This is a genomic window from Haloflavibacter putidus, from assembly GCF_006546625.1.
GTDB classification, from domain to species: Bacteria; Bacteroidota; Bacteroidia; order Flavobacteriales; family Flavobacteriaceae; genus Mesonia; species Mesonia putida.
Genome location: NZ_VIAR01000011.1, coordinates 78209 through 101103, shown reverse-complemented (window position 1 = coordinate 101103; position 22895 = coordinate 78209). Strand labels below are relative to the sequence as shown.

Annotated in this window: 20 protein-coding genes and 1 pseudogene; 15 read left to right on the top strand and 6 right to left on the bottom strand. The window is 36.3% G+C overall.

Features of this window, described 5'->3' with window-relative positions; translation table 11 throughout:
• Positions 1-18 precede the first annotated feature (18 nt).
• From FKR84_RS10860 to FKR84_RS10790, 15 genes are all read left to right on the top strand, one after another.
• Entirely contained in the window at positions 19-813 is a 795-nt protein-coding gene (locus FKR84_RS10860) for a TrmH family RNA methyltransferase (protein WP_141422331.1), read from the top strand.
• A gap of 34 nt (positions 814-847) precedes the next feature.
• The gene (locus FKR84_RS10855) at positions 848-2101 is read left to right on the top strand and encodes a M48 family metallopeptidase (RefSeq protein WP_141422330.1); all 1254 of its coding nucleotides are present in this window, start codon (positions 848-850) and stop codon (positions 2099-2101) included.
• An 18-nt stretch (positions 2102-2119) separates the two neighbouring features.
• The gene (locus tag FKR84_RS10850) at positions 2120-4327 is read left to right on the top strand and encodes a RelA/SpoT family protein (protein ID WP_141422350.1); all 2208 of its coding nucleotides are present in this window, start codon (positions 2120-2122) and stop codon (positions 4325-4327) included.
• A gap of 23 nt (positions 4328-4350) precedes the next feature.
• Positions 4351-4806 carry a Fur family transcriptional regulator gene (locus tag FKR84_RS10845; RefSeq protein WP_141422329.1) on the top strand — a complete coding sequence of 152 codons (456 nt, stop codon included), beginning with the start codon at positions 4351-4353 and terminating at the stop codon, positions 4804-4806.
• Between the two features lie 7 nt (positions 4807-4813).
• Entirely contained in the window at positions 4814-6085 is a 1272-nt protein-coding gene (locus tag FKR84_RS10840) for an adenylosuccinate synthase (protein ID WP_141422328.1), read from the top strand.
• A 124-nt stretch (positions 6086-6209) separates the two neighbouring features.
• A complete protein-coding gene (locus FKR84_RS10835) occupies positions 6210-7961 on the top strand; it encodes an OstA-like protein (RefSeq protein WP_141422327.1) in 1752 nt (583 codons plus the stop codon).
• Positions 7958-9154, top strand: coding sequence for an aspartate aminotransferase family protein (locus FKR84_RS10830; protein WP_141422326.1), 1197 nt, complete (start codon positions 7958-7960; stop codon positions 9152-9154). Before FKR84_RS10835 ends, FKR84_RS10830 begins: the two co-directional genes overlap by 4 nt.
• A gap of 91 nt (positions 9155-9245) precedes the next feature.
• Positions 9246-10637, top strand: a complete 1392-nt coding sequence (locus tag FKR84_RS10825) for a tetratricopeptide repeat protein (protein ID WP_141422325.1) — start codon at positions 9246-9248, stop codon at positions 10635-10637.
• Positions 10638-10712: 75 nt separating this feature from the next.
• Positions 10713-11654 carry a DUF368 domain-containing protein gene (locus FKR84_RS10820; RefSeq protein ID WP_233357751.1) on the top strand — a complete coding sequence of 314 codons (942 nt, stop codon included), beginning with the start codon at positions 10713-10715 and terminating at the stop codon, positions 11652-11654.
• Complete coding sequence (locus FKR84_RS10815) at positions 11632-12642, top strand: DUF368 domain-containing protein (RefSeq protein ID WP_141422324.1); 1011 nt, start codon at positions 11632-11634, stop codon at positions 12640-12642. Before FKR84_RS10820 ends, FKR84_RS10815 begins: the two co-directional genes overlap by 23 nt.
• Positions 12643-12645: 3 nt before the next feature.
• Complete coding sequence (locus tag FKR84_RS10810) at positions 12646-13374, top strand: shikimate dehydrogenase family protein (protein ID WP_141422323.1); 729 nt, start codon at positions 12646-12648, stop codon at positions 13372-13374.
• A 228-nt stretch (positions 13375-13602) separates the two neighbouring features.
• On the top strand, positions 13603-15747 hold the full coding sequence (locus tag FKR84_RS10805) for a DUF349 domain-containing protein (protein ID WP_141422322.1): 2145 nt from the start codon (positions 13603-13605) through the stop codon (positions 15745-15747).
• The gene (locus FKR84_RS10800; protein WP_141422321.1) at positions 15747-17249 is read left to right on the top strand and encodes a S10 family peptidase; all 1503 of its coding nucleotides are present in this window, start codon (positions 15747-15749) and stop codon (positions 17247-17249) included. The genes FKR84_RS10805 and FKR84_RS10800 overlap by 1 nt, the downstream gene beginning before the upstream one ends.
• A 204-nt stretch (positions 17250-17453) precedes the next feature.
• Positions 17454-18080, top strand: coding sequence for a DUF4403 family protein (locus tag FKR84_RS10795; protein ID WP_141422320.1), 627 nt, complete (start codon positions 17454-17456; stop codon positions 18078-18080).
• A gap of 82 nt (positions 18081-18162) precedes the next feature.
• Positions 18163-18612, top strand: coding sequence for a DUF7738 domain-containing protein (locus FKR84_RS10790; RefSeq protein ID WP_141422319.1), 450 nt, complete (start codon positions 18163-18165; stop codon positions 18610-18612).
• 137 nt (positions 18613-18749) lie between these two features.
• On the opposite strand, the gene moaA is transcribed toward FKR84_RS10790, so the two are convergent.
• The 6 genes and pseudogenes from moaA to FKR84_RS10760 all read right to left on the bottom strand — a co-directional run bounded on the left by moaA (position 18750) and on the right by FKR84_RS10760 (position 22864).
• Positions 18750-19754: a GTP 3',8-cyclase MoaA gene (gene moaA, locus FKR84_RS10785; protein WP_141422318.1), complete on the bottom strand. Its 1005-nt coding sequence runs from the start codon at positions 19752-19754 to the stop codon at positions 18750-18752.
• A gap of 13 nt (positions 19755-19767) precedes the next feature.
• Positions 19768-20677, bottom strand: a pseudogene (gene moaCB, locus FKR84_RS10780) (bifunctional molybdenum cofactor biosynthesis protein MoaC/MoaB).
• 75 nt (positions 20678-20752) lie between these two features.
• Complete coding sequence (locus tag FKR84_RS10775) at positions 20753-21100, bottom strand: four helix bundle protein (protein WP_141422317.1); 348 nt, start codon at positions 21098-21100, stop codon at positions 20753-20755.
• 51 nt (positions 21101-21151) lie between these two features.
• Entirely contained in the window at positions 21152-21592 is a 441-nt protein-coding gene (locus tag FKR84_RS10770) for a molybdenum cofactor biosynthesis protein MoaE (RefSeq protein WP_141422316.1), read from the bottom strand.
• A 13-nt stretch (positions 21593-21605) separates the two neighbouring features.
• On the bottom strand, positions 21606-22709 hold the full coding sequence (gene moeB, locus FKR84_RS10765; RefSeq protein ID WP_233357750.1) for a HesA/MoeB/ThiF family protein: 1104 nt from the start codon (positions 22707-22709) through the stop codon (positions 21606-21608).
• Between the two features lie 14 nt (positions 22710-22723).
• Complete coding sequence (locus FKR84_RS10760; protein WP_233357749.1) at positions 22724-22864, bottom strand: MoaD/ThiS family protein; 141 nt, start codon at positions 22862-22864, stop codon at positions 22724-22726.
• Positions 22865-22895 lie beyond the last annotated feature (31 nt).

Sequence of the window (22895 nt, the reverse complement as noted above, 5' to 3'; positions counted from 1 at the left end):
CGGGCTTTTACAAAATCTATGTACAAACACATAAGCAGCACGCAAAACAAAGCGATTAAAAAGCTTTTGCAACTTACAGAGAAGTCTAGAAATAGACGTAAAGAAGCCTTATTTGTGGTAGAAGGCTTTCGCGAAATAAATTTGGCTTTATCTGCCGGGTACCAATTGCAGCAACTTTATTTTTCTGAGGAATTGCTTTCGGAAAATAACCTAAACGCGCTTTCTATTGAAAAGGGTAAAATAACAGAACTGAGCCTTGAAGTTTATAAAAAAATAAGCTATCGCAGCAGTACCGAAGGCGTTGTAGCAGTAATGCATACCAAAGAGCACGCTTTACGCGGAATAAAATTTGAGCGAGAGAATCCGTTGGTTTTAGTGGCAGAAGCTCCCGAAAAGCCCGGCAATATCGGCGCGCTTTTACGAACCGCAGATGCGGCCAATTTAGACGCGGTTTTTATTGCCAATCCTAAAACAGATTTATACAACCCAAATATAATCCGCTCTAGCGTAGGATGCATTTTTACCAATCAAATTGCTACAGGCAGCACCAAAGAAATTATTGATTTTTTAAAGCAGAAAAGTATAGCTATTTATTGTGCGGCTTTGCAAAATTCTAGCTTGTATACGCAGCAAAATTACACCAATGCCAGCGCAATTGTGGTTGGTACAGAAGCAGATGGCTTAGAAGAAGAATGGCTGCAAAATTCTACCAAAAATATTATCATTCCTATGCAGGGAAAAATAGACTCTATGAATGTTTCTGTTGCGGCAGGAATTTTGATTTTTGAAGCAAAACGACAACGAAAATTTTAATTTTGCGGTTTACCCGCATCCTTAACTTTAAATTATGGCTCCCGAAACTTTGTTTTATATTTTAATAGGCATTATTCTACTGGATTTTATTGTAGATTATATTTTAGGCGCTTTAAATGCCGAGCATTTTAAAGACAAGTTGCCCGAAGAACTGTCAGATGTTTACGAAGACGAAAAAGAATATTTTAAAGCCCAAGAATATAAAAAAGCCAATTACGAATTTGGCAATATTACCGGCTTGTTTAACCTTTTGGTGGTTTTATCGTTCTTTTTAGTAGGCGGTTTTGAAATTGTAGACCAGTGGGCACGAACCTTATCAGAGAATCCAATCATCATCGGATTAATTTTCTTTGGCATTATTATGTTTGGAAGCGATATTTTAAATCTGCCATTCTCATACTACCAGACTTTTATAATTGAAGAAGAATTTGGGTTTAACAAAACCACGCATAAAACTTTTTTGTTAGACAAGTTAAAATCTTGGCTGTTATTAATAGTTTTGGGTGGCGGCATTTTGGCAGTAGTAATTTGGTTCTATACCCTTACCGGCTCTTCTTTTTGGTTGTATGCCTGGGCTTTGATCACTGTTTTTTCTGTTATTATGAATATGTTTTACAGCAAATGGATTGTACCCTTATTCAATAAACAAACACCGTTAGAAGAAGGTTCTTTACGGAGAAAAATAGAGCGTTATGCTACAAAAGCCGGCTTTCAGCTGGACAATATTTTTATAATAGATGGCTCTAAACGTAGTACTAAAGCCAATGCTTATTTTTCGGGTTTCGGAAAAGAGAAACGCATTACGCTTTACGATACTTTGGTAAACGATTTAGACGAAGACGAAATTGTTGCCGTTTTAGCGCACGAAGTTGGGCATTATAAAAAGAAACACATTTTATACAACCTAGGCGCATCTATACTTACCACCGGATTAACTTTATGGCTTTTGTCTGTTTTTATTGACAATCCGTTATTATCGCAAGCGCTTGGCGTAGAACAACCCAGTTTTCACGTGGGGCTAATTGCTTTTGGGATTTTATATTCTCCTATTTCTGCCATTACCGGTTTATTAATGAATTACCTGAGCAGGAAATTTGAATACCAAGCAGACAGTTTTGCACAAAAAACCTATGGTGCGGCGCCATTAATTAGCGGCTTAAAAACTTTATCGGCTAAAAGCCTAAGCAATTTAACCCCGCATAAAGCCTATGTTTTTGTACATTACTCCCACCCCACTCTTTTGCAACGCATAAGAAATTTGGGGGTTTATAATATGACAGACTTTTAGTATATTAGTAATATGATTTTGACCGAAGAGCAAATAGAAAAAGAAAATAAGCGCATTACCAAGCAATACAAAGAATTGCTGCGCATAAGTTACCGCACGCTTACAGACGAAGATAAAGCTTTAATACGTCAAGCTTTTGAAATTGCTGTAGATGCGCATAAAGATCAGCGTAGAAAATCTGGCGAGGCGTATATTTTTCATCCTATTGCGGTGGCAAAAATTGTTGCTTCAGAAATTGGTTTAGATGCCACTTCTATCGCGGCCGCTCTTTTGCATGATGTGGTAGAAGATACCGAATATACCTTAGACGACATTGAACAAATGTTTGGTAAAGTGGTTGCCAAAATTGTAGACGGGCTTACAAAAATAAGTCACCTTAAACCGGAACGCGATGTTTCTCTGCAAGCAGAAAATTTCCGTAAAATGCTACTTACTTTAAATGATGACATTAGGGTTATCATTATAAAAATAGCAGACCGTTTGCACAATATGCAAACTATGGAAGCTATGCGGGCAGATAAGCAAGTAAAAATTGCTTCGGAAACCTTATACATTTATGCGCCGCTTGCACATCGTATTGGTTTGTACAACATTAAAACAGAATTAGAAGATTTAAGTTTAAAATACACAGAGCCGGAGGTTTATCAAGACATTCTTATTAAAATGAAGGAAAGTAAGGAAGAGCAAGATGAATACATCAATGCTTTTTCTAAAATAATTTCCAATTCTTTAGACAAAGAAAATTTAACGTATGAAATAAAAGGTAGACCAAAATCTATTTTTAGCATTCGTAAGAAGATTCTAAAACAAAATATTTCTTTTGATGAAATTTACGACAAATTCGCTATTAGAATAATTTACGACAGTACTCCGGAAGACGAAAAGTTTTTGGCATGGAAAATTTACTCTATTGTAACAGACCATTTTAGACCCAACCCAACTCGTCTACGCGATTGGATTAGCTCCCCAAAATCTACCGGTTACGAAGCTTTGCACATTACAGTTATGGGACCGCAAGGCAGATGGGTAGAAGTGCAAATAAGAAGTAAGCGCATGAACGAAATTGCCGAAAAAGGCTATGCAGCGCATTACAAATACAAACATGGCGAAAAACAACAAGACGAAAATTTAGACCAGTGGCTTAATAAATTGCAAGATGCCTTAGAAAATAATGAGGTTAATGCAGTAGATTTTGTAAAACAGTTTAAACTGAATTTATACGCCAAAGAAATTTTTGTTTTTACTCCAGAAGGTGATCTAAAATCTTTGCCAAAAGGTGCCAAGCCTTTAGATTTTGCTTTTAGCATTCATACAGATGTGGGTTTAACTACAAGAGGTGCTCGGGTAAACAACAAATTGGTGCCGCTTAGTCACCAACTAAAAAGTGGCGACCAAGTAGAAATAATTACTTCTAAAAATGCCAAACCCACGCAAAACTGGTTAGAACATGCAACTACTGCCAGAGCAAGATCTAAAATAAAATCTTCTTTAAAAGATGAGAAGAAAGCAATTGCATTAGACGGAAAAGAACTCTTAAAAAGAAAATTACGCGCCCAAAAAATTCCGTTTAATGATAAAACTACGCGAGAATTGGTTAAGTTTTTTAAGCTTAAAACCAGTTTAGATTTATTTTATCGCGTTGGTATTGGCACTATAGATAACGCTGGGTTAAAAGAATATGCTGCTTCTAGAAGCAATGCTTTAGTATCGTTTTTTAAGAATAAAATTAAGAAAGCACCGGCAAAAGAAGAAATTGAAAGAGACGAAATAACCAGCAATTACGATCAGTTGGTGTTTGGTAAAGACAACCAAAAATTAGAATACCAATTGGCCAATTGCTGTAACCCAATTCCCGGCGATGATGTTTTTGGGTTTGTCACGGTAAACGACGGTATAAAAGTGCATAAAAAAGACTGCCCCAACGCTATACAATTACAAAGTAATTACGCCTATCGTATAATGATTGCTAAATGGATAGATTCTTCTCAACAAGAATTTAGAGCTGTTATACGCTTAATTGGCTTGGACGATTTAGGCTTGGTAAGTCAAATAACCAAAGAAATTTCTAACAACCTCAACGTAGATATGCGCAATATCTCTTTTGAGAGTAATGAGAGTGTTTTTGAAGGAAAAATTACCGTTATTGTAAAAAACAAAACCATTCTTAAAAAATTAATGGAAAGACTTAAAAAAATACCGGGAATAGATAAAATAACCCGCGAATAAAGCCTAAATTTGCAAACAGAATTATGGAAGATACAGAAAAGCACAAGAATGACCAGGCTGTAGTTAAAAATGTGTTTACCAAGTTTTTAGAAGAAAAAAAACACCGTAAAACACCAGAACGTTACGCCATTTTACAAGAGATTTACGATAGTAATGAACACTTCGATATTGAATCGTTGTACATTACTATGAAAAACAAAAATTATCGCGTAAGCCGGGCTACTTTATACAACACCATAGAATTGCTTTTAGATTGTGGTTTGGTACGCAAACACCAATTTGGCAAAAATCAAGCACAATACGAGAAGTCTTATTTTGACAGACAGCACGACCACGTAATTCTAACCGATACCGGCGAAGTAATAGAATTTTGCGACCCGCGTATTCAATCTATCAAAAAAACTATAGAAGAAGTTTTCGATATAGAAATCACTAACCATTCTCTGTATTTCTACGGAAACAAAAAAACCTCCAAATAACTTTTTTATGGCTGTAGATTTACTGCTAGGCTTACAATGGGGAGACGAAGGCAAAGGTAAAATTGTAGACGTCCTAACCTCCAAATACGATATTATTGCCCGTTTTCAAGGCGGTCCAAATGCTGGACACACTTTAGAATTTGACGGCATAAAACACGTCTTACACACAATCCCGTCCGGAATTTTTCATAAAAATGCCCTTAACTTGGTAGGAAATGGCGTCGTGATAGATCCGGTAATTTTTCAAAAAGAATTAAAAAACTTAGATAAATTTAAGTTAGATTATGTTTCTAAACTTCTTTTATCTAAAAAAGCACATATAATATTACCCACCCATCGGTTATTAGATGCGGCTTCAGAAACCTCTAAAGGAAAAGCTAAAATAGGCTCTACTTTAAAAGGAATTGGACCAACTTATATGGATAAAACCGGAAGAAACGGCTTACGCTTAGGCGAATTAGAAATGCCAGACTGGAAAGAAAAATACCGCAATCTTGCCAACAAACACGAATCTATGATTGCGTTTTACGACGTAGACATCCAGTACAATTTAAAAGAGTTGGAAGCAGAGTTTTTTGAAGCTATAGAAAGCCTTAAAAAATTACCTTTTATAGACTCAGAAGCTTACTTGCAACAAGCCCAAGCAGAGCAAAAAACAATTTTGGCAGAAGGCGCTCAAGGCTCTTTGTTAGATATAGATTTTGGCACCTATCCTTTTGTAACTTCCAGCAATACTACCGCAGCCGGTGCTTGTACCGGTTTAGGCGTTGCTCCCAACCAGATAAATGAAGTTTACGGAATTTTTAAAGCCTATACCACGCGGGTTGGCAGCGGACCTTTCCCTACAGAATTATTTGATGAAACCGGCGAAAAAATGGCTAAAATAGGAAACGAATTTGGCGCTACAACCGGCAGAGGCAGACGCTGCGGCTGGTTAGATTTGGTAGCTTTAAAATATGCTGTACAAGTAAACGGCGTTACCCAACTTATGATGATGAAAGCCGACGTACTAAGCGGATTTAAAACCTTAAAAATATGTACGGCTTATAAATATAAAGGCGAAGAAATAACGCATTTCCCGTATAATGTAGATAAAAAATATGTAGAACCAATTTATACAGAAATGCAAGGTTGGGACGAAGATTTAATGCAAATGACCAGCAAAGAAGAGTTTCCGGAAAATCTAAACAAGTATATAGATTTTATCGAAAAAGAGCTGGCAACGCCTATAAAAATTGTTTCGGTGGGGCCAGATAGAACACAAACCATCGAGCGTTAGTAAAAGTAAGACCAAAAGTTGTTAGCTTGTTTGGTTAAAAATAAAAACGCTTCAGTTTAAATTGGAGCGTTTTTTGATTATCATTCAATATTTTAATTTCATTACAAATTACAACATATCCAGCTTGAAGAAATTATTATTTTACATAGGTTCTGTAATTTTTAGCCTTTCGGCGGAAGCCTATGCGCAAAAAACAACACCTATAGATTACCAAAGTGAGCGCATTATTACCGATGAAGAAAAATTTCCCGGAGCGCTTATCTTTTTAAAAACAGGTAATGAGCAAGTTTACTTTGTACACGAAGGTATAGAAACTTGGTGCGATCAAGCAATTGCTTACCAAGATGATAATTTTGTAAAAGCATTTGGTAATGTAAAAATGGTGCAAGGAGATACCATAAATTTGCAATGTAAATATGCAGAATATAACGGCAATACGCAATTTGCTTTTGCTAGCAACAATGTAAAATTAAAAACCCCATCTAACACTTTAACTTCTGATACACTTTTTTTTGATCGTATAAAGCAAGAAGCTTTTTACAGAAGCGGTGGTACCGTAAAAGATTCTGCCAGTACTATTACCAGTAGAATTGGGCGTTATTTTATGGAAAAAGAAAAGTTCTCTTTTGTAAAAAACGTAGTAGTAAACAATCCGGAATACATTATAAATTCTAATCAGTTAGATTTTTATTCAGAAAACAGTCACGCTTATTTATACGGCCCTTCTACCATTACCGGTAAAGAAACAGAGATTTATTGCGAACGCGGCTTTTATGACACCCGTAACGATAAAGGTTATTTTGTTAAAAACTCAACCGTTTATTACGATAACCGTAAACTAGAAGGCGATAGTATTTATTTTGATCAGACCAAGAATTTTGCTTCGGCCACCAATAATATCCGGGTAACCGACACCGCAAACCAATCTGTTATAAAAGGTCATTATGCCGAAGTTTTTAGGGCAAAAGATTCGGTTTTTATTACTAAAAGAGCTTTGGCTAGTATGCGACAAGAACAAGATTCTATACACATACATAGCGATACGCTTATGATAACCGGCAAACCCCAAAACAGAATAATAAGAGGTTTTAGAGATACGCGCATTTTTAAAAGTACGATGAGCGGAAAATGTGATTCTATACGTATTAATGAAAAAACCGGACTAACCAAAATGATTGGCAGACCGGTAGTTTGGTCTGGTAACAGCCAAATGAGTGGCGATACTATTCACTTACTCAATAATCCGAAAACAGATAAATTAGATTCGTTAAAAGTATTTTATAATGCTTTTATGATTCAAAAAGATAGTATAAAAGGTTACAATCAAGTAAAAGGTCAAGAAATGTACGGCCTTTTTGAAGATAATGAACTTTACGAAGCCAATTTCATAAAAAACACCGAAACCATTTTCTATTCCAGAGAAGAAGACCAAACTTTAATGGGTATAGATAAAATGTTTGCATCTTCCATAAAGATATTATTTGAAAACCGAGAAGTAACCGATATTTTTTATTACCAAAAACCCGAAGGCACGATGTATTTGCCGGAAAACTTCCCGGAAAACGCCAGAAAATTAAGAGGTTTTAATTGGCGCGGCGATGAAAGGTTATTACAAAAAAGCGACTTATTTGCAGGAGAGCCGGAAATAAAGCTTCCTAAAATACAAGGAATTCCGTTACCGGAGGAAGAAAAAGGATTTTTTGATAAGCGCAAAGAAAAAGAGGAAGAAAACAGCTTACATAAAACTTCGCGATTAACGCCAAAAATATTATCAGACCATAAAGGTGATACTTTGGCGCCAATTAATTTAAAAAACATACACAGTCCGCTAAAAATGCCGGTTTTAAAGAAAGAAGAAAAAAAAGAAGATAATTGAAGGAGAATTTTTTAAAATACCAAGCCCAAACCACGCCGCATCCCTTGGGTTTAGAAATTAAAAACGCAAAGGGCAGCTATATTTATTCGGTACAAGAAAAAGCCTATTTAGATTTTATAGCCGGGGTTTCTGCTTGCAGTTTAGGGCATTGCCATCCTGCAGTGGTAAAAGCCATTCAAGAGCAAGCTGCGCAATATTTGCACGTGATGGTATACGGAGAATTTGCGCAAGAACCCGCCGTTGCCTACTCGCAGTTACTAGCAGAAAAATTGCCCGAAATACCCAACGCAAAAACCTATTTGGTAAATAGCGGTACAGAAGCTATAGAAGGTGCTTTAAAACTGGCAAGACGCGCAACCGGTCGTCAAGAAATTATTGCAGCAAAAAGCGCATATCACGGCAACACGATGGGCTCGTTAAGCTTGATGGATTATGAAGAACGCCAAGCGCCGTTTAGACCGTTAATTCCTAATATTAATCATATTAGCTTTAATCAATTTACCGATTTAGAAAAAATCACTAGCAAAACTGCGGCGGTGGTTTTGGAGACTATTCAAGGCGGAGCCGGCTTTATTTTACCAAAAGATAATTATTTAGAAACGGTAAAAAAACGCTGTCAAGAAGTTGGCGCTTTATTGATTTTAGATGAAATTCAGCCCGGCTTTGGCCGTACGGGAAGTCTATTTGCCTTCCAGCAGTACAATTGCGTGCCAGATATTTTAGTTATAGGAAAAGGAATGGCAGGTGGTATGCCGGCTGGAGCTTTTGTAGCTTCCGCGGAATTGATGAATCTGCTCAGCAACAATCCGGCTATGGGACATATTACCACTTTTGGCGGCAACCCCGTAATTGCTGCGGCAGCTTTAGCTACTTTAAAAGAAGTGAATCAAGGCGATTGGATGCAAAAAACCCTAGAAAAAGAAAAACATTTTAGAGACCAATTACAACATCCGTTAATAAAGGAAATAAGGGGAAAAGGTTTAATGTTAGCCTTAATTTTACCTTCCGAAGAAATTACCAACCAACTTATTTTAAAAGCAAAAGAAAAAGGTTTACTGCTTTTCTGGCTACTTTTTGAAAAAAAAGCCGTTCGCATCACGCCGCCATTAACCATTTCTGAAGAAGAAATTACGGAAGGTTGTGCGATTATCTGCCAGATTTTAACCGAAATACAAAATAATTTCGACTGTTAATTAAATTGTTAACAATATTAAGCGCTAACTTTGGTTTATACCAAGAATAGAGCTTAACTTTAATACTAAAGGAATCCGTAAAAATTCGTCTATGCATTTAAGTCAAAACGAAGAACACCATTTTCCGCTTACCAAATTCGAGTCGATGTTAAAAACCAACGATGTGTTGTTTTTTGATTCGAATGAATTTGAACTTATTATTTACCATTATCTCGAAAACGGAAAATTTCCCTTGGCAAAAAAAGCCGTAAGATTAGGCTTAGAGCAACATCCGAATGCTACTAGTTTACAGCTATTTCAAGTAGAAATTTTAATTTTTGAAGACAAGCTGGAAGAGGCAGAAAATCTTCTAGATAATTTATACAGCTTAGAACCTTCTAACGAAGAGATTTTTGTGCAAAAAGCCAATATATTTTCGAAACGCAATATGCACCGCAAAGCCATAGAAACACTACAAATGGCTTTAGAAATTGCTGCGGAAGAAAACGATATCTATTCGCTTATAGCAATGGAATATATGTTTTTGGAAGACTACGAAAACGCTAAAGAATATTTTATAAAATGCTTGGCAATAGACGATAACGATTATGCAGCACTTTATAATATAATTTATTGTTTCGATTTTTTAAATCAAACCGATGAAGCCATTGCTTTTTTAGACGATTTACTCGAAAAAAACCCATATTCTGAAGTAGCTTGGCATGAAGTAGGCAAACAGTATTTTGCAAAAAAAGACTATAAACGCGCTCTTAGTGCTTTGGATTTTGCCATTATCTCTGACGATACTTTTATTGGCGCGTATATGGAAAAAGGAAAAGTTTTAGAACGCCTAAAACGCTTTTCTGAAGCTATAGAAGCCTACCAAATTACTTTGCAATTAGACGATCCTACTGCTTTTGCGTATCTACGGATTGGTAAATGTTACGAAAAGATAAACCGACCGGATCTTGCGATAGAAAACTTTAAAAAAGCGGTAGACGAAGATCCTTTGTTAGACAAAGCTTGGGTAGCTATAACCGATTTTCATTTTAAACGCTCTGAATTTAAAAAAGCTTTGTTTTACATTAATAAAGCAATAGACATTGACAATAATAATGTTTTGTATTGGAAACGTTTTGCCAAAATAAACCACCAATTGAGTCACCTTAAAGCAGCAGAAAAAGGTTTTCAAAGAAGTTTAGATTTAGGCAATTTTGAGTTAGAAACTTGGGTAACCCTTTGCGATGTACTTATAAACCTAGACAAGGTAGAAACCGGCATTAGCGTATTGTTGCAAGCGCTTTCCTTTTATCCAAACACTGCAGAAATAGAATATCGTTTGGCAGGTTTGTATTTTAAAAATAACCAAGGTACCAAAGGTTATCAACATCTTAGCAATGCGTTAAATTTAGATGCGGAATATGTTATTATTATAGAAGAGCTATTTCCTGAAATTTTTAAACGCCCCAGCATACAAAAAATCATCGCAGCATATTCTGATTAATTTTATGCTTATGTTTGCAAACTATCGGCGCATAAAAACTAAAATGCTTACTTTTATGCGCTTTTAAATTCTGCGATGCGACGTTTTAAAAACCACATAGTTTTAGTATTAAAAGGAATGGCAATGGGTGCTGCCGATACCGTACCAGGAGTTTCGGGAGGTACAATTGCATTTATTTCGGGAATTTACGAAGAGCTAATTACCACTATTGGCAATATAAATCTTTCTTTATTTACCGAATGGAAAAAGAATGGTTTTGCAAGCTTTTGGAAAAAACTAAACGGCGGTTTTATTCTATCCATCCTTATTGGTATTCTTATAAGTATTTTTAGTTTTATGCGCTTGGCCAACTATTTGTTAGAAAATCATCCCGTTTTAATTTGGTCTTTCTTTTTTGGTTTGGTTTTAGCCAGTATTTTATTTGTTGCTAAACAAATAACCAGGTGGCGTTTAGCAACTATTCTTGCAATAATATTAGGCGCAACCGTAGCATTTTATGTTACTACTTTGCCGGTTGCAGCTTCAAACGATAGTTATCTCTATTTATTTATTGCGGGAGCAATTGCCGTTTGTGCTATGATTTTACCCGGTATTAGCGGCGCATTTATTTTGGTACTTCTAGGCGCTTACGAAACAATTACCAAAGCTGTACACGATTTCGATTTTAAGAAAATTATTGCGGTTGGGCTTGGCGCCATTGTAGGTTTACTTAGCTTCTCTAAAGTATTAAAATGGTTGTTTGCGCATTATAAAAACATCACTTTAGCTGTTCTTACCGGTTTTATTGCAGGTTCTTTAAATAAAATATGGCCGTGGAAACACGTGCTGGAAACCAAAACTTTTGGCGACAAAGTAAAAATAATTGACGAAGAGTCTGTTTTACCTTGGAATTTTAACCAAGATTCACATTTATTGTTTGCCATAATATTGGCAATTGCAGGATTTTTACTCATAATAGCTTTAGAGAAAATAGCTGAAAAAAAACCAGATGGCAATGCAGCAGACCCGAACGTTTAAAGATAAATTGCTATTGGTGCTAAAAGGTCTTGCAATGGGTGCCGCCAATAAAGTTCCCGGTGTTTCGGGTGGTGTTGTGGCGTTTGTGGTTGGTTTTTATGAAGAGTTTATTTATTCGCTACAAAAAATAAATTCCAAAGCATTGTTATTATTGCTCAATGGGCGTTTTAGAAGTCTTTTCACCTATATAAATGGTAGATTTTTAGGCTTGCTAATGTTAGGAATGGTAATAAGCTATTTTAGCGTCTCTAAGATGTTAGATTATCTTATCATGCATTTTGAACTGTATGTTTGGGCCACTTTTTTTGGGATGATTATTGGCTCCATTTACTATATAGGAAAAGATTTTAGATTAAAATCTGCCGTTAACCTACTTTTTATTGCTATAGGAATTACAGCCGGGGTAGCAATAAGTATGTTAGAACCCGCTACAGAAAATGACAATTTATGGTTTGTATTTTTCTGCGGAATAGTTGGCGTTTCGGGAATGACTTTACCGGGGCTCTCCGGTTCTTTTATTCTTATTCTTATTGGTAATTATGTTCTATTAATGGTAGACTCGGTTAACGCTCTATACAATGCTATAACAGCAATTTTACGCTTAGATTTTAGCTTTATGGAAAATCCTGAGCAAATTAGACTGTTAAAAGTTTTGACTTCTTTTACCTTGGGTTCTGTAGTAGGTTTAGTAACTTTATCACACATTTTAGGATATGTATTAAAACATTACAAAAACATTACCTATGCCACTATTATAGGTTTTATAACCGGCTCTTTAGGAGTGGTTTGGCCTTGGAAAGAGAAAATTTTTAAGAAAAACAGCGCAGGTAATTTGTTGCAAGACGCTAACGGCAATCGTATTTTAGACAATTACGATCGTTATATACCAGAGTGGACAGAACCCAGCACTTGGTTGGCTATTCTTTTTATTTTGGTTGGAATTGCCGTAGTAGTTGGTTTGGGAAGTTATGAAGATAAAAACACTTAAAGTATGGAGCCAAAGTTTGGATTGGTAGGAAAAAACATTGCTTACTCTTTTTCTAAAAATTATTTTTTAAAAAAGTTTGCTGCGGAAGGTATTTCGGCTAGCTATCAAAATTTTGACATCCAAGATATAAGCGAATTACCGCAAGTACTTCAAACCAAAAATCTAAAGGGGCTAAACGTTACCATTCCGTATAAAGAAAGCATTATACCTTATTTAAACCGTTTAGAAGCTGACGCAGAAAAGATAGGAGCCGTCAATACCATAAAGATAGAGAATGGCAAATTAACAGGGTACAATACAGACTGTTTTGGGTTTATGAAATCTTTATTTCCATTATTAGAAAAACAACACCAATATGCACTTGTTTTAGGTACCGGTGGCGCTTCAAAAGCAGTTGCATACGCTTTAAAAAGTTTAGGAATAGAATATAAACTCGTATCTAGAAATCCTTCTAAAAATCAATTAGCCTACGGCGATCTTACCGAAGAAATAATTGCCCAACACCCACTTATAATTAACACAACTCCTCTGGGAACCTCGCCACAAATAAATAAAGCACCAGATATTCCTTACCGTTTTATAAGCAAACAACACCTATTGTACGATTTGGTATACAACCCGCCACTCACCAACTTTTTAGCCAATGGGCAAGCACAAGGTGCCAAACTTTATAACGGACAAAAAATGCTGGAGTTTCAAGCAGAACGTGCTTGGGAAATCTGGAACCAATAGCAGAACTGCAAACTTTTTAAATCTATTTTTAGAAAGTATACATTTAAAAAGATCTATAAGCAAGCACGCTTAATTCTAAATTTCTCTAAAATACTTTACGGAAGTTTATTTTGGAATGATTTTTAATAGCTGGTTTACCTCACATATTTTTTACTTTTTTTTGCAGAGTAGTTGCGTAGTTACTATCTTTCAGAAATTATTTTAGGACGAACTTAAACATTGAAAGATATGTCTGATCAGGAGAGAAAAAAACCATTAGAAGAAGCTATCACAGAAGAGAGCAAAGCGCAGGAAGAAACCGGTAAAAAATTGGAAGAGAGCGAAGAAACTACTACAGAAAAAGATTCGCAAAGTACAGAAAGGGCTATTGTAGAAGAGTCAGAAAAACAAAAAGTTTCTGAAAATGAAAAAGATAATTCTTCTTTAGAAGAGATAGAAAAGTCTACTTCCGTAAAGGAAAAAGAAGAATCTTCTGCAGATAACTCTGAAGAAAACACTCCGGAAAAAGAAAAAGAGCGTCCTACCAAAGAAAACGTTGAAGAACCCGCTTCAGAAAAAGAGCAGGAAAACAAGCAGGAAAAAGATGCGCAAAACGAAATGGACGATGCCATTGCAGAAGACAGCGAAGACGATGCCTCAAACCAACGTCATGAAATAGAGATGAAAGATTACCACTCGTTAACCATGAACGAGTTGATAAAGGAATTGGAAAGCCTGGTAAAAAACGAAAAAATACCGGCTATTCGAGATCACGTTAGAGAGATTAAAATAGAATTTGATGCGAAGTTTGAAGAAGAAATGGAGCAGAAAAAAGAAGAGTTTTTAGAAGAAGGCGGTAATATTATAGATTTCCACTACTCTACTCCTATCAAAAAGAAATTTGATAACATTTATTTTGACTTTAAGGAAAAACGCGACAATTATTATAAAGCTTTAAAACAAAATCTAAATGAAAATTTAAAGCAACGCCTGGCTATAATTGAAGAATTAAAAGGAATGATTGGTCTTGGAGCGGACATGAATGCCAATTTTCAGCAGTTTAAAGAGTTACAAGAACGCTGGAAAAAAGCCGGCCCGGTACCGCGCGACCAGTACCACGATTTGTGGCGCACTTACCACCATCACGTAGAACATTTTTATGACTTCTTGCATTTGGATAGAGAGTTTAGGGATATGGATTTTAAACATAACCTGGAGCAAAAACTCAAAATGATTGCCCGCGCAGAAGAACTTGCCAAAGAAACCAATATAAACCGTGCGTTTAGGGAGTTGCAAATGCTGCACAAAATGTGGAAAGAAGAAGTTGGGCCCGTTGCCAAAGAATACCGCGAAGATATTTGGGAAAAATTTAGCGCGGCTACCAAACAAATTCACGATAACAGGCAAGCACATTTTGCAGAGTTAGACAAAGAAAGAGAGAAAAATTTAGAGGTTAAAAACGATATTATTGCAAAAATAATAGCTATTGCAGAAGAAGATATCAAGAGTCATAACCAGGCGCAAAAAAATATTAAAAAAGTAGAAGCTTTACGCGAACAATTTTTTAAAGCGGGCAAAGTGCCTAGAAAAGACAACGAGGCAACTTGGTCTGCTTTTAAGCAAGGCGTTAGAAAATTTAATCGTAATAAAAATGCTTTTTATAAAAATCTTAAAAAAGAACAGTACACGAATTTAGAAAAGAAAATGGAGTTGGTAGAAATTGCCGAAAAAAATCAAGATAGCGAAGATTTTAAGGCTACTACTTCCCTGATGAAAAAAATTCAGAACGACTGGAAAAAAATAGGACACGTACCAAGAAAAGACAGCGATAAAATCTGGAAACGCTTTAAAAAAGCTTGTAACCATTACTTTAACAGGTTGCACGCCGTGCAAGACGAAGCCAACAAAGAAGAAATGGAAGCTTTTAAAGCTAAAAAAGATTTATTAGATAAAACCCGTGAATTAAAATTAGATGGCGACCACGAAACCAATTTAAAGAAAATAAAGACCCATATAGAAGAATGGAAAAATCTTGGTCGCGTACCCTATAATAAACGCTATATAGAAGGAAAGTTTAATAAAGCTTTAGACCATCTTTTTAGTCAGTTAGATATGGACAAAAAAGAGGCAGAGATGATAAAATACGAAAACCGTATTCAGTCTTTAGATGAAGCAGAAGACACCCGCAAGATAGAAAAAGAAGTTATTTTCTTGCGCAAGAAAATAAGTGAAACTAAAGCAGAAATCAATCAGTTGGAAAACAATTTGCAATTCTTCTCACAAGACGTAGACGAAAGCAATCCGTTGGTAAAAGAAGTTTTAAACAACATTGAAAAGCACAAAAACCAGTTAGAAACCTGGAAAGCTAAACTTAAAAAAGTACGCTCTTTATAATGCAGAAAAAAACTTATACTTATCTTTTTTTCTTGTTTTTGACAATAGGCCTTTACGGACAAGAAAGAGAGATTTTTAAAGACACGACCGTAAGCACACAACATAGTCTAAAGCTCAACAATAAGCAATTAGATTATACCGCAATTAGCGGCATGCAACCCTTATGGAACGATAAAGACGAAGTAATTGCAAGCCTGCATTACACCTATTATCGCAAAAAAACCAAAAACCAAAAAGCTGGTCAAGAACGTCCTTTGGTTATTTCTTTTAATGGTGGCCCCGGTTCTGCTTCCGCTTGGATGCATATTGCATATACCGGTCCAAAATTGTTAAAAATTAGCGATGAGGGTTATCCCGTGCAACCTTATGGTATAAAAGACAATCCGCATTCTATCTTAGACGTTGCAGATATTTTATATGTAAACCCAGTAAATACCGGTTACAGCCGAATGGTTAAAACCGACGATAAAAAACCAAAACGCGAACAATTTTTTGGCATAAATGCAGATATACGTTATTTGGCAAATTGGCTAAATACGTTTGTTAACAGACATAACAAATGGTTGGCTCCAAAATATTTGATTGGCGAAAGTTATGGCGGCACCAGAGTTTCTGGCTTGGCTTTAGAATTACAAAAACAACAATGGATGTATCTTAACGGCGTGATTTTAGTCTCTCCGGCAGATTATCTCACCTTCGAGTCAGATACTCCTTTAGCCGCTTCTTTGTTTCTGCCTTATTATACAGCTACCGCGTGGTATCATAAACAATTACCAAGCGACTTACAAAACCAAGACCTTGAAGATATTTTACCCCAAGCAGAAAAATATGCTTACGAAACTTTACTACCAGCTTTGGCAAAAGGAAGCAGTTTAAAAACATCAAAAAAAGAAAAAATTGCTACAGAATTGGAAAGAATGACCGGGATTGATACACAGTTGTTTGTAGATCATCATTTAGCATTGCCAAGCAATGTGTTTTGGAAAGAATTATTAAACCAACCCGGCAACGATAAAACCATTGGCAGATTAGATTCGCGCTATTTGGGTATAGACAAAAAACGCAGTGGTAACAGGCCAGATTATAATGCAGAATTAACTTCTTGGCTACACGCTTTTACCCCGGCAATTAATTACTATTTACGAGAAGGGCTAAATTTTAAAACAGATCTTAAGTACAATATGTTTGGGCCGGTGCATCCTTGGGACAGGACCAACAATAATACGCGCGAGCAATTGCGTCAAGCAATGGCGCAAAATCCTTATCTTAATGTGTTGTTTCAAACCGGTTATTACGATGGTGCGACCACCTATTTTCATAGTAAATATACCAGTAATCAACTAGATCCCGGAGGAAAAATGAAAGACCGGATTGATTTTAAAACCTATCGCAGCGGGCATATGATGTATTTACGCAAAGAAGATTTAAAAACCGCTACAGAAGATATTAGGGCGTTTATAAAAAAAAGCATTCCTAAAAATGGGAAACCGGCTAAATACTAAAATGCGGTAAACCTTATTATTTTTCTCTTTACGGAAATGAAGGCTATAAGCAATTCGTTTTTTTCCGCGTAAGCGAAATTAAAAGACCTACAACATTCTTCTAAGAACACCTAAAAAGTTATGCAATAACCTTTATATAATGTTAAAGGCGTATGCAGAATTCGGAAATTTAATTACTTTTTCCATTCAATCTATAAAAAGTTTATGGAAAAGCTCGACACAAAAAACGTTTTAAAAAATGGCGTTAATATCTTATTGCCGGTTCAAATAAAACTAAAAGTTTTAGAAAAAAAACTGCAAAAAGAACTTATCGGGTTCGAAATAAGAAAAGACGGCGAGGATGATGGCACTTTATATGGTGAAGTGCTTGCGGCAAATTTGCATCCCGGCACGCAAGGTTACGACTTAAATTTAGAATTGGAAATACTTACCAAAACCAAACTTTTTAAAAACAGAAAACTAAAAATAGATTTACAGTTAAAATTGAATTTTAACCAACAAAAACAAGCTATAGATTTAGAAGATTATAAAGCTATAGGAGAAAACAACAGCTGGTTTACCAATAAATTAATCGGTTTTCTATTAAATTCACTTATAAGGAAAAAAGTTTTAGAAAAGTCTAATTTTCATCTAGAACCCAAATTAAAAAAAGCCAAAACGGCATTAAACAAAAAATTAGAAAACCTGTTCGAAGTAAAAAAAGGGGTTTTACTTTACGGAAATATGCAAGAATTGATTTTACAAGAGGTTTACGTCAAAGAGAAACATCTGGTAATTTTGCTGACAGCTCAAGGCAATTTGGCCGCAGAGATTTTCGAGTTAGACTTATAATAAATTATTTTTTGTAGCACTTTCGGTAATATTATAAATTTTCAGTTCTTTACAAATAAATATTTTAAGCTAATTATAACCAATGGGAATATTCGATTTTAGAGATCCGAACAAACGAAAAAAGAAAAAATCAACGATTAAAATTCATTGTGATCCGCAAAGCGTTTTAGTGAACAATACCGAAGTTCAATTTCCAACAACCTATAAGCATCTAAAAGATATTCTTGGCGACCCAGACCGAATAGAAGCGATTAGAAACTCCAAAAACAAGGTCTATCTTTGGGATGAGTTGGGTATTTATTGCTCTGCGCCAGACCCCGAAAAAATGTTGATGCTTTTGCTGGTTGAAGATAACCGCTACGGACTTGGCCAGCAACCCAAAAAAAATTTCATGGGGAAAGTGTTTATAGACGAAAAACCTATTGAAGACAACTTACAAAATGTGGGCGAAGACCGACCATATATGATTCGAGCCATTATTAAAGATGATAAACGAGTGGCAATTGCCCTTGGCTGGAATCCCGGCGTTTAAGAATTTTTATTGGACACAAGACAATTAAAACTTATCTAGTTTTAGCTTTTGGAAAATAATTGATTCAAATTTTGCGAGTTTTTTAGTTTGCTGCTCACTGCGACTGCCGACTAACCTATTTATTTATAGCTGTTAAACTATCCCCCAATAGCAATCATACTCCTATTGTTATGCGATTTTGGGTCTTTGAATTTTTCCAGACTTTCCATCCCGTTACGGATTTTTTTCTTTACGCCAACAACTTTTTCAATAACCGGGGCTATGGGTTTGCCGGCGCGCAAAGGCGTGAGCAAATCAGATTCTGAAGTAGAAAACAAACAGTTTTTGAGCTGCCCGTTGGCCGTAAGCCGAATGCGGTTGCAACTATCGCAAAACGGATTGGTAACCGAACTAATCACCGCAAAACTTCCCGCATAACCTTTTATCCGGTAGTTTTTGGCGGTATCGTTGGGCTCGTCCTGTAATCGTAAAAAACTTTCTGCTGAATAATTCTCGTTTACTTTCTTTAAAATTTCTTCCAAAGAAACCAATTTTTCCATATTCCATTTATTACCGTCAAAAGGCATAAACTCGATAAAACGGATTTGCAACTTTTGGTGTTTTGTCAATTCGATAAAATTGATGATTTCGTCTTCATTTAGACCTTTCATAAAAACGCAGTTCAGTTTTACTTCATAACCTTCTTTCAGCAATAATTGAATGTTGTTATACACTTTCGTGAAATAACCTCTGCGTGTAATCAATTTATTCTTCTCAGCGTCCAAAGAATCTAGACTTACATTTATTTTATTGATGCCCAATTGCTTAAATTGCTCTATAAACCGATCTATAATCACCCCATTGGTGGTAATGCCAAGTTCCACCGGAAGGGAGGCTAATTTTTCCATAATCAAACCCGCGTCTTTCCTAACCAAAGGTTCGCCACCCGTTAAACGGATTTTGGTCACACCATTTTCCACAAACTTTTTTGCAATGGTATAAATTTCTTCATACGTCATAATATGCGACTTGGGCGAAAGCTGAATGCCACCTGCCGGCATACAATACGTGCAGCGCAAATTGCACAATTCGGTTAACGAAATGCGCAAATACGTATGTTTTCGCCCAAAATTATCGGTAAGTATGTTTTTTTGCTTCGTCATATTTTTTTTCATATTAATCGTGTCGTGCACCTTTTAAAATCTTAAAAACGTGCAAAATTGCGGGGAAAATTGCGTCCATCGATTCCCGCGCGCCGTTTGTCGAGCCCGGTAAGGCCAAAACCAGGGTGTTTTTTATAGTGCCGGCAATGCTTCGGGAAAGCATGGCGTAAGGCGTACGGTCCTGGCCGTATTTTCTTATGGCTTCCTCTATTCCGGGGATATTTCGGTCTAAAAGTGGTTTTAAGGCTTCAGGAGTTACATCACGTTGCGAAAGACCTGTTCCGCCGGTATAAATAATCATATCGGCGCCATTTTTTTGGTAAAATTTAGCTTTTTCCTGAATCAACTCTTTTTCATCGGGAATTACGATATAATCCTGAATTGCCACTTCACACTCCTCCAATTTCGCAATAATCGCTTTTCCGGCTTTATCCTCTTTTTTTCCTTCGGAAATAGTATCGGAACAAACAATGACCACGGCTTTTAAATCGCGTTGAAACTTATCCTTAAAACTCGATTTCCCGCCTTTTTTCTTTAATAATTTGATGTTTTGAATTTCGATTTCTTTGTCTATGGGTTTCAGCATATCATACATATTCAGCGCTACAATGCTGGCGCCGTGCATGGCTTCTACTTCCACGCCGGTTTTGTAAATGGTTTTTACGCTTACCAATACTTTGATTTCCAATCCATCGATTTCATATTCAATTCCGGTAAATTCTATGGGCAACGGATGGCAATCGGGCAGTAAATCAGGGGTTTTCTTTACGCCCAAAAGTCCGGCGGCCTTGCTCATCGCAAACACATCGCCTTTTGGGACGGTTTTATTTTTAATCGCCGATCGTCTTTGCATTGCCAACTTTCACAATGGCCTGCGCAGTTGCAGTTCTCAAAGTATTGTTCTTATGTGTAATATCTACCATTCTTTTGATTTTCTATTTATTAATGATTATTTTCTATTTTAAATTGCCAAATCACGTTTGATTCTGATATCTTAACTATCTGTTTTTAAGTGTTTTTCTGGACGCTATAAAAATGGATGTTAGTTCTCTTGATTCATTTAGTAATGATTTAATTTTTTCTTTTGAAATTAAACGCTCATCTACTGCAAATTCCAACCAAAAATTTGCCTCGTCCACTTCTTCTATTACAATACTTAGTTTTGCAATAAAACTCGGTTTAGATTGAGCAAGACAAACTGCCCTATAGTTTGCGGCCACAGAGGTTGCGCAACGGATTAACTGTTTTTTAATATGATTGGCAACATAGGTATTCGGTAAAAATGCCGTTAATTTTACACACTCATGTGCAAAGCTTTTCGTTCTTTTTTTAAGTTGCTCCTTCATAAAATATTCCTAATAATAACTAATCAATAGTCAATAATCATTATAAAATAATCAACTGTTTACTTTCCATTGATGCGTTTCATCTTCAAAAACCTCTTTTCCGAAAACGGGGACTTCTGCTTTTATTTTTTCCACTACAAATTCCAGGGCTTTAAAAACCTCTTTCCTTCTTGGCGAGGAAACGAATACGAACAAGCAGATTTCGCCGGTTTTTACCGTTCCCAAACTGTGATAAATGTGCATACAAGTTAGGTTGAAAGCTTCAAAAGTTGCTTCGCGTATTTCGTGGAATTTTTTATTGACCATTTCTTCGTACGCCGAATATTCAATGGCTGCAACGCTTTTGCCGTCAATTTCATCGGCACGCACCTGTCCCAGAAAAATATTGTGGGCGCCAATACCGGTTTTCGATTGGTGTTTCGCAATTGAATTCGCTATAAATTCCGAAGCAATCGCGCCTTCCTTAAATACATTTTTATAGGTTTTTTTCATCTCTTATTTTGTTCTAATTAGTTTTTTCAATCTGGTTTTCAGTAGTGTTTTCTTTCTGTTTTTGCTGAAAAGCGGCAACGCCATTTTTTAAGCTATGGCAATCGGTAAACTGCTGTGCTTGTAACAGGGAAACCGCCGTTTTACTACGGATTCCCGTTTGGCAGAAAATCACTTTTTTCTTTTCTTTGGAAATAAGCCACAAATTTTCGGTCAAGCCGGAAAGTGGAATTTCCAATAAATTTTCGTTTTCGATTCGCGGCATTTCGGTTAACTCTCGAACATCTATAAATTGTAAGTTCTCTTTAGAAGAAAGCTGTTGCAAATCGATTTCTGAAATAGGTTGACCGCAAAATGAAGCTTCTTCATAACTTTCAAAATTCAAACCACGAGCTTTAATTTCCGCTACGACGGAAGCATTTTTTTTAATTCCGATTGAAGCAGATTGGTTCGTCAGGGTATTGAAACAAAACAGTTTTCCTGAAAGTGGTTTTCCAATTCCGAGAATGATTTTAAGTACTTCGGTTGCTTGCATCGTCCCGATAATGCCCGGTAACACCCCTAAAACGCCAATCTCTGCACAATTGGGAACGGCATCCTTTTTTGGCGGCTCCGAAAATAAGCAGCGATACGTGGGCCCATTTTGGAAATTGAAAACCGTAACCTGACCTTCAAACTTGTAAATGGCACCATACACCAGCGGTTTGTTGAAAACCACACAAGCGTCGTTGATGAGGTAGCGCACGGGGAAATTATCGGTGGCATCGACAACTATTTCATAATCTTGAAAAATGCGCTCAACATTCTTTGGCGTCAATTTTTCCGGATAAGCCTGGATGTCGATATTTGGATTGAGGGCCAAAAGTATTTCCCTGGCCGTTTCCGCTTTATTTTTCCCAATAGAAGCCGTATCAAAAAGCACCTGCCGCTGCAAATTGGATTCTTCAACTAGATCAAAATCCACAATCCCGAGTTTGCCAATTCCGGCGGCAGCCAGATATTGCAGCACCGGACAGCCCAAACCGCCGGCACCGATTACCAGCACTTTTGCAGCACTGATTTTCGCCTGTCCGGCTTCGCCAATTTCTTTAAAAAGAACATGTCTTTTATATCTTTCCACTTTTTCTATTTTAATCATCCGCCCGCAAAAGGAGGCAAGACTGCGATTTCCTGCCCTGTAAGCAAAGTTTCATCGCTTACCAACTCTTGATTTTGGGCTATCTTAAAATCTTTTTGTTGCAATTCAGGATATTTTTCGAATAAATTTTGTTTCAATTCCGCTACGGAAATCTTTGAAACTTCCAGT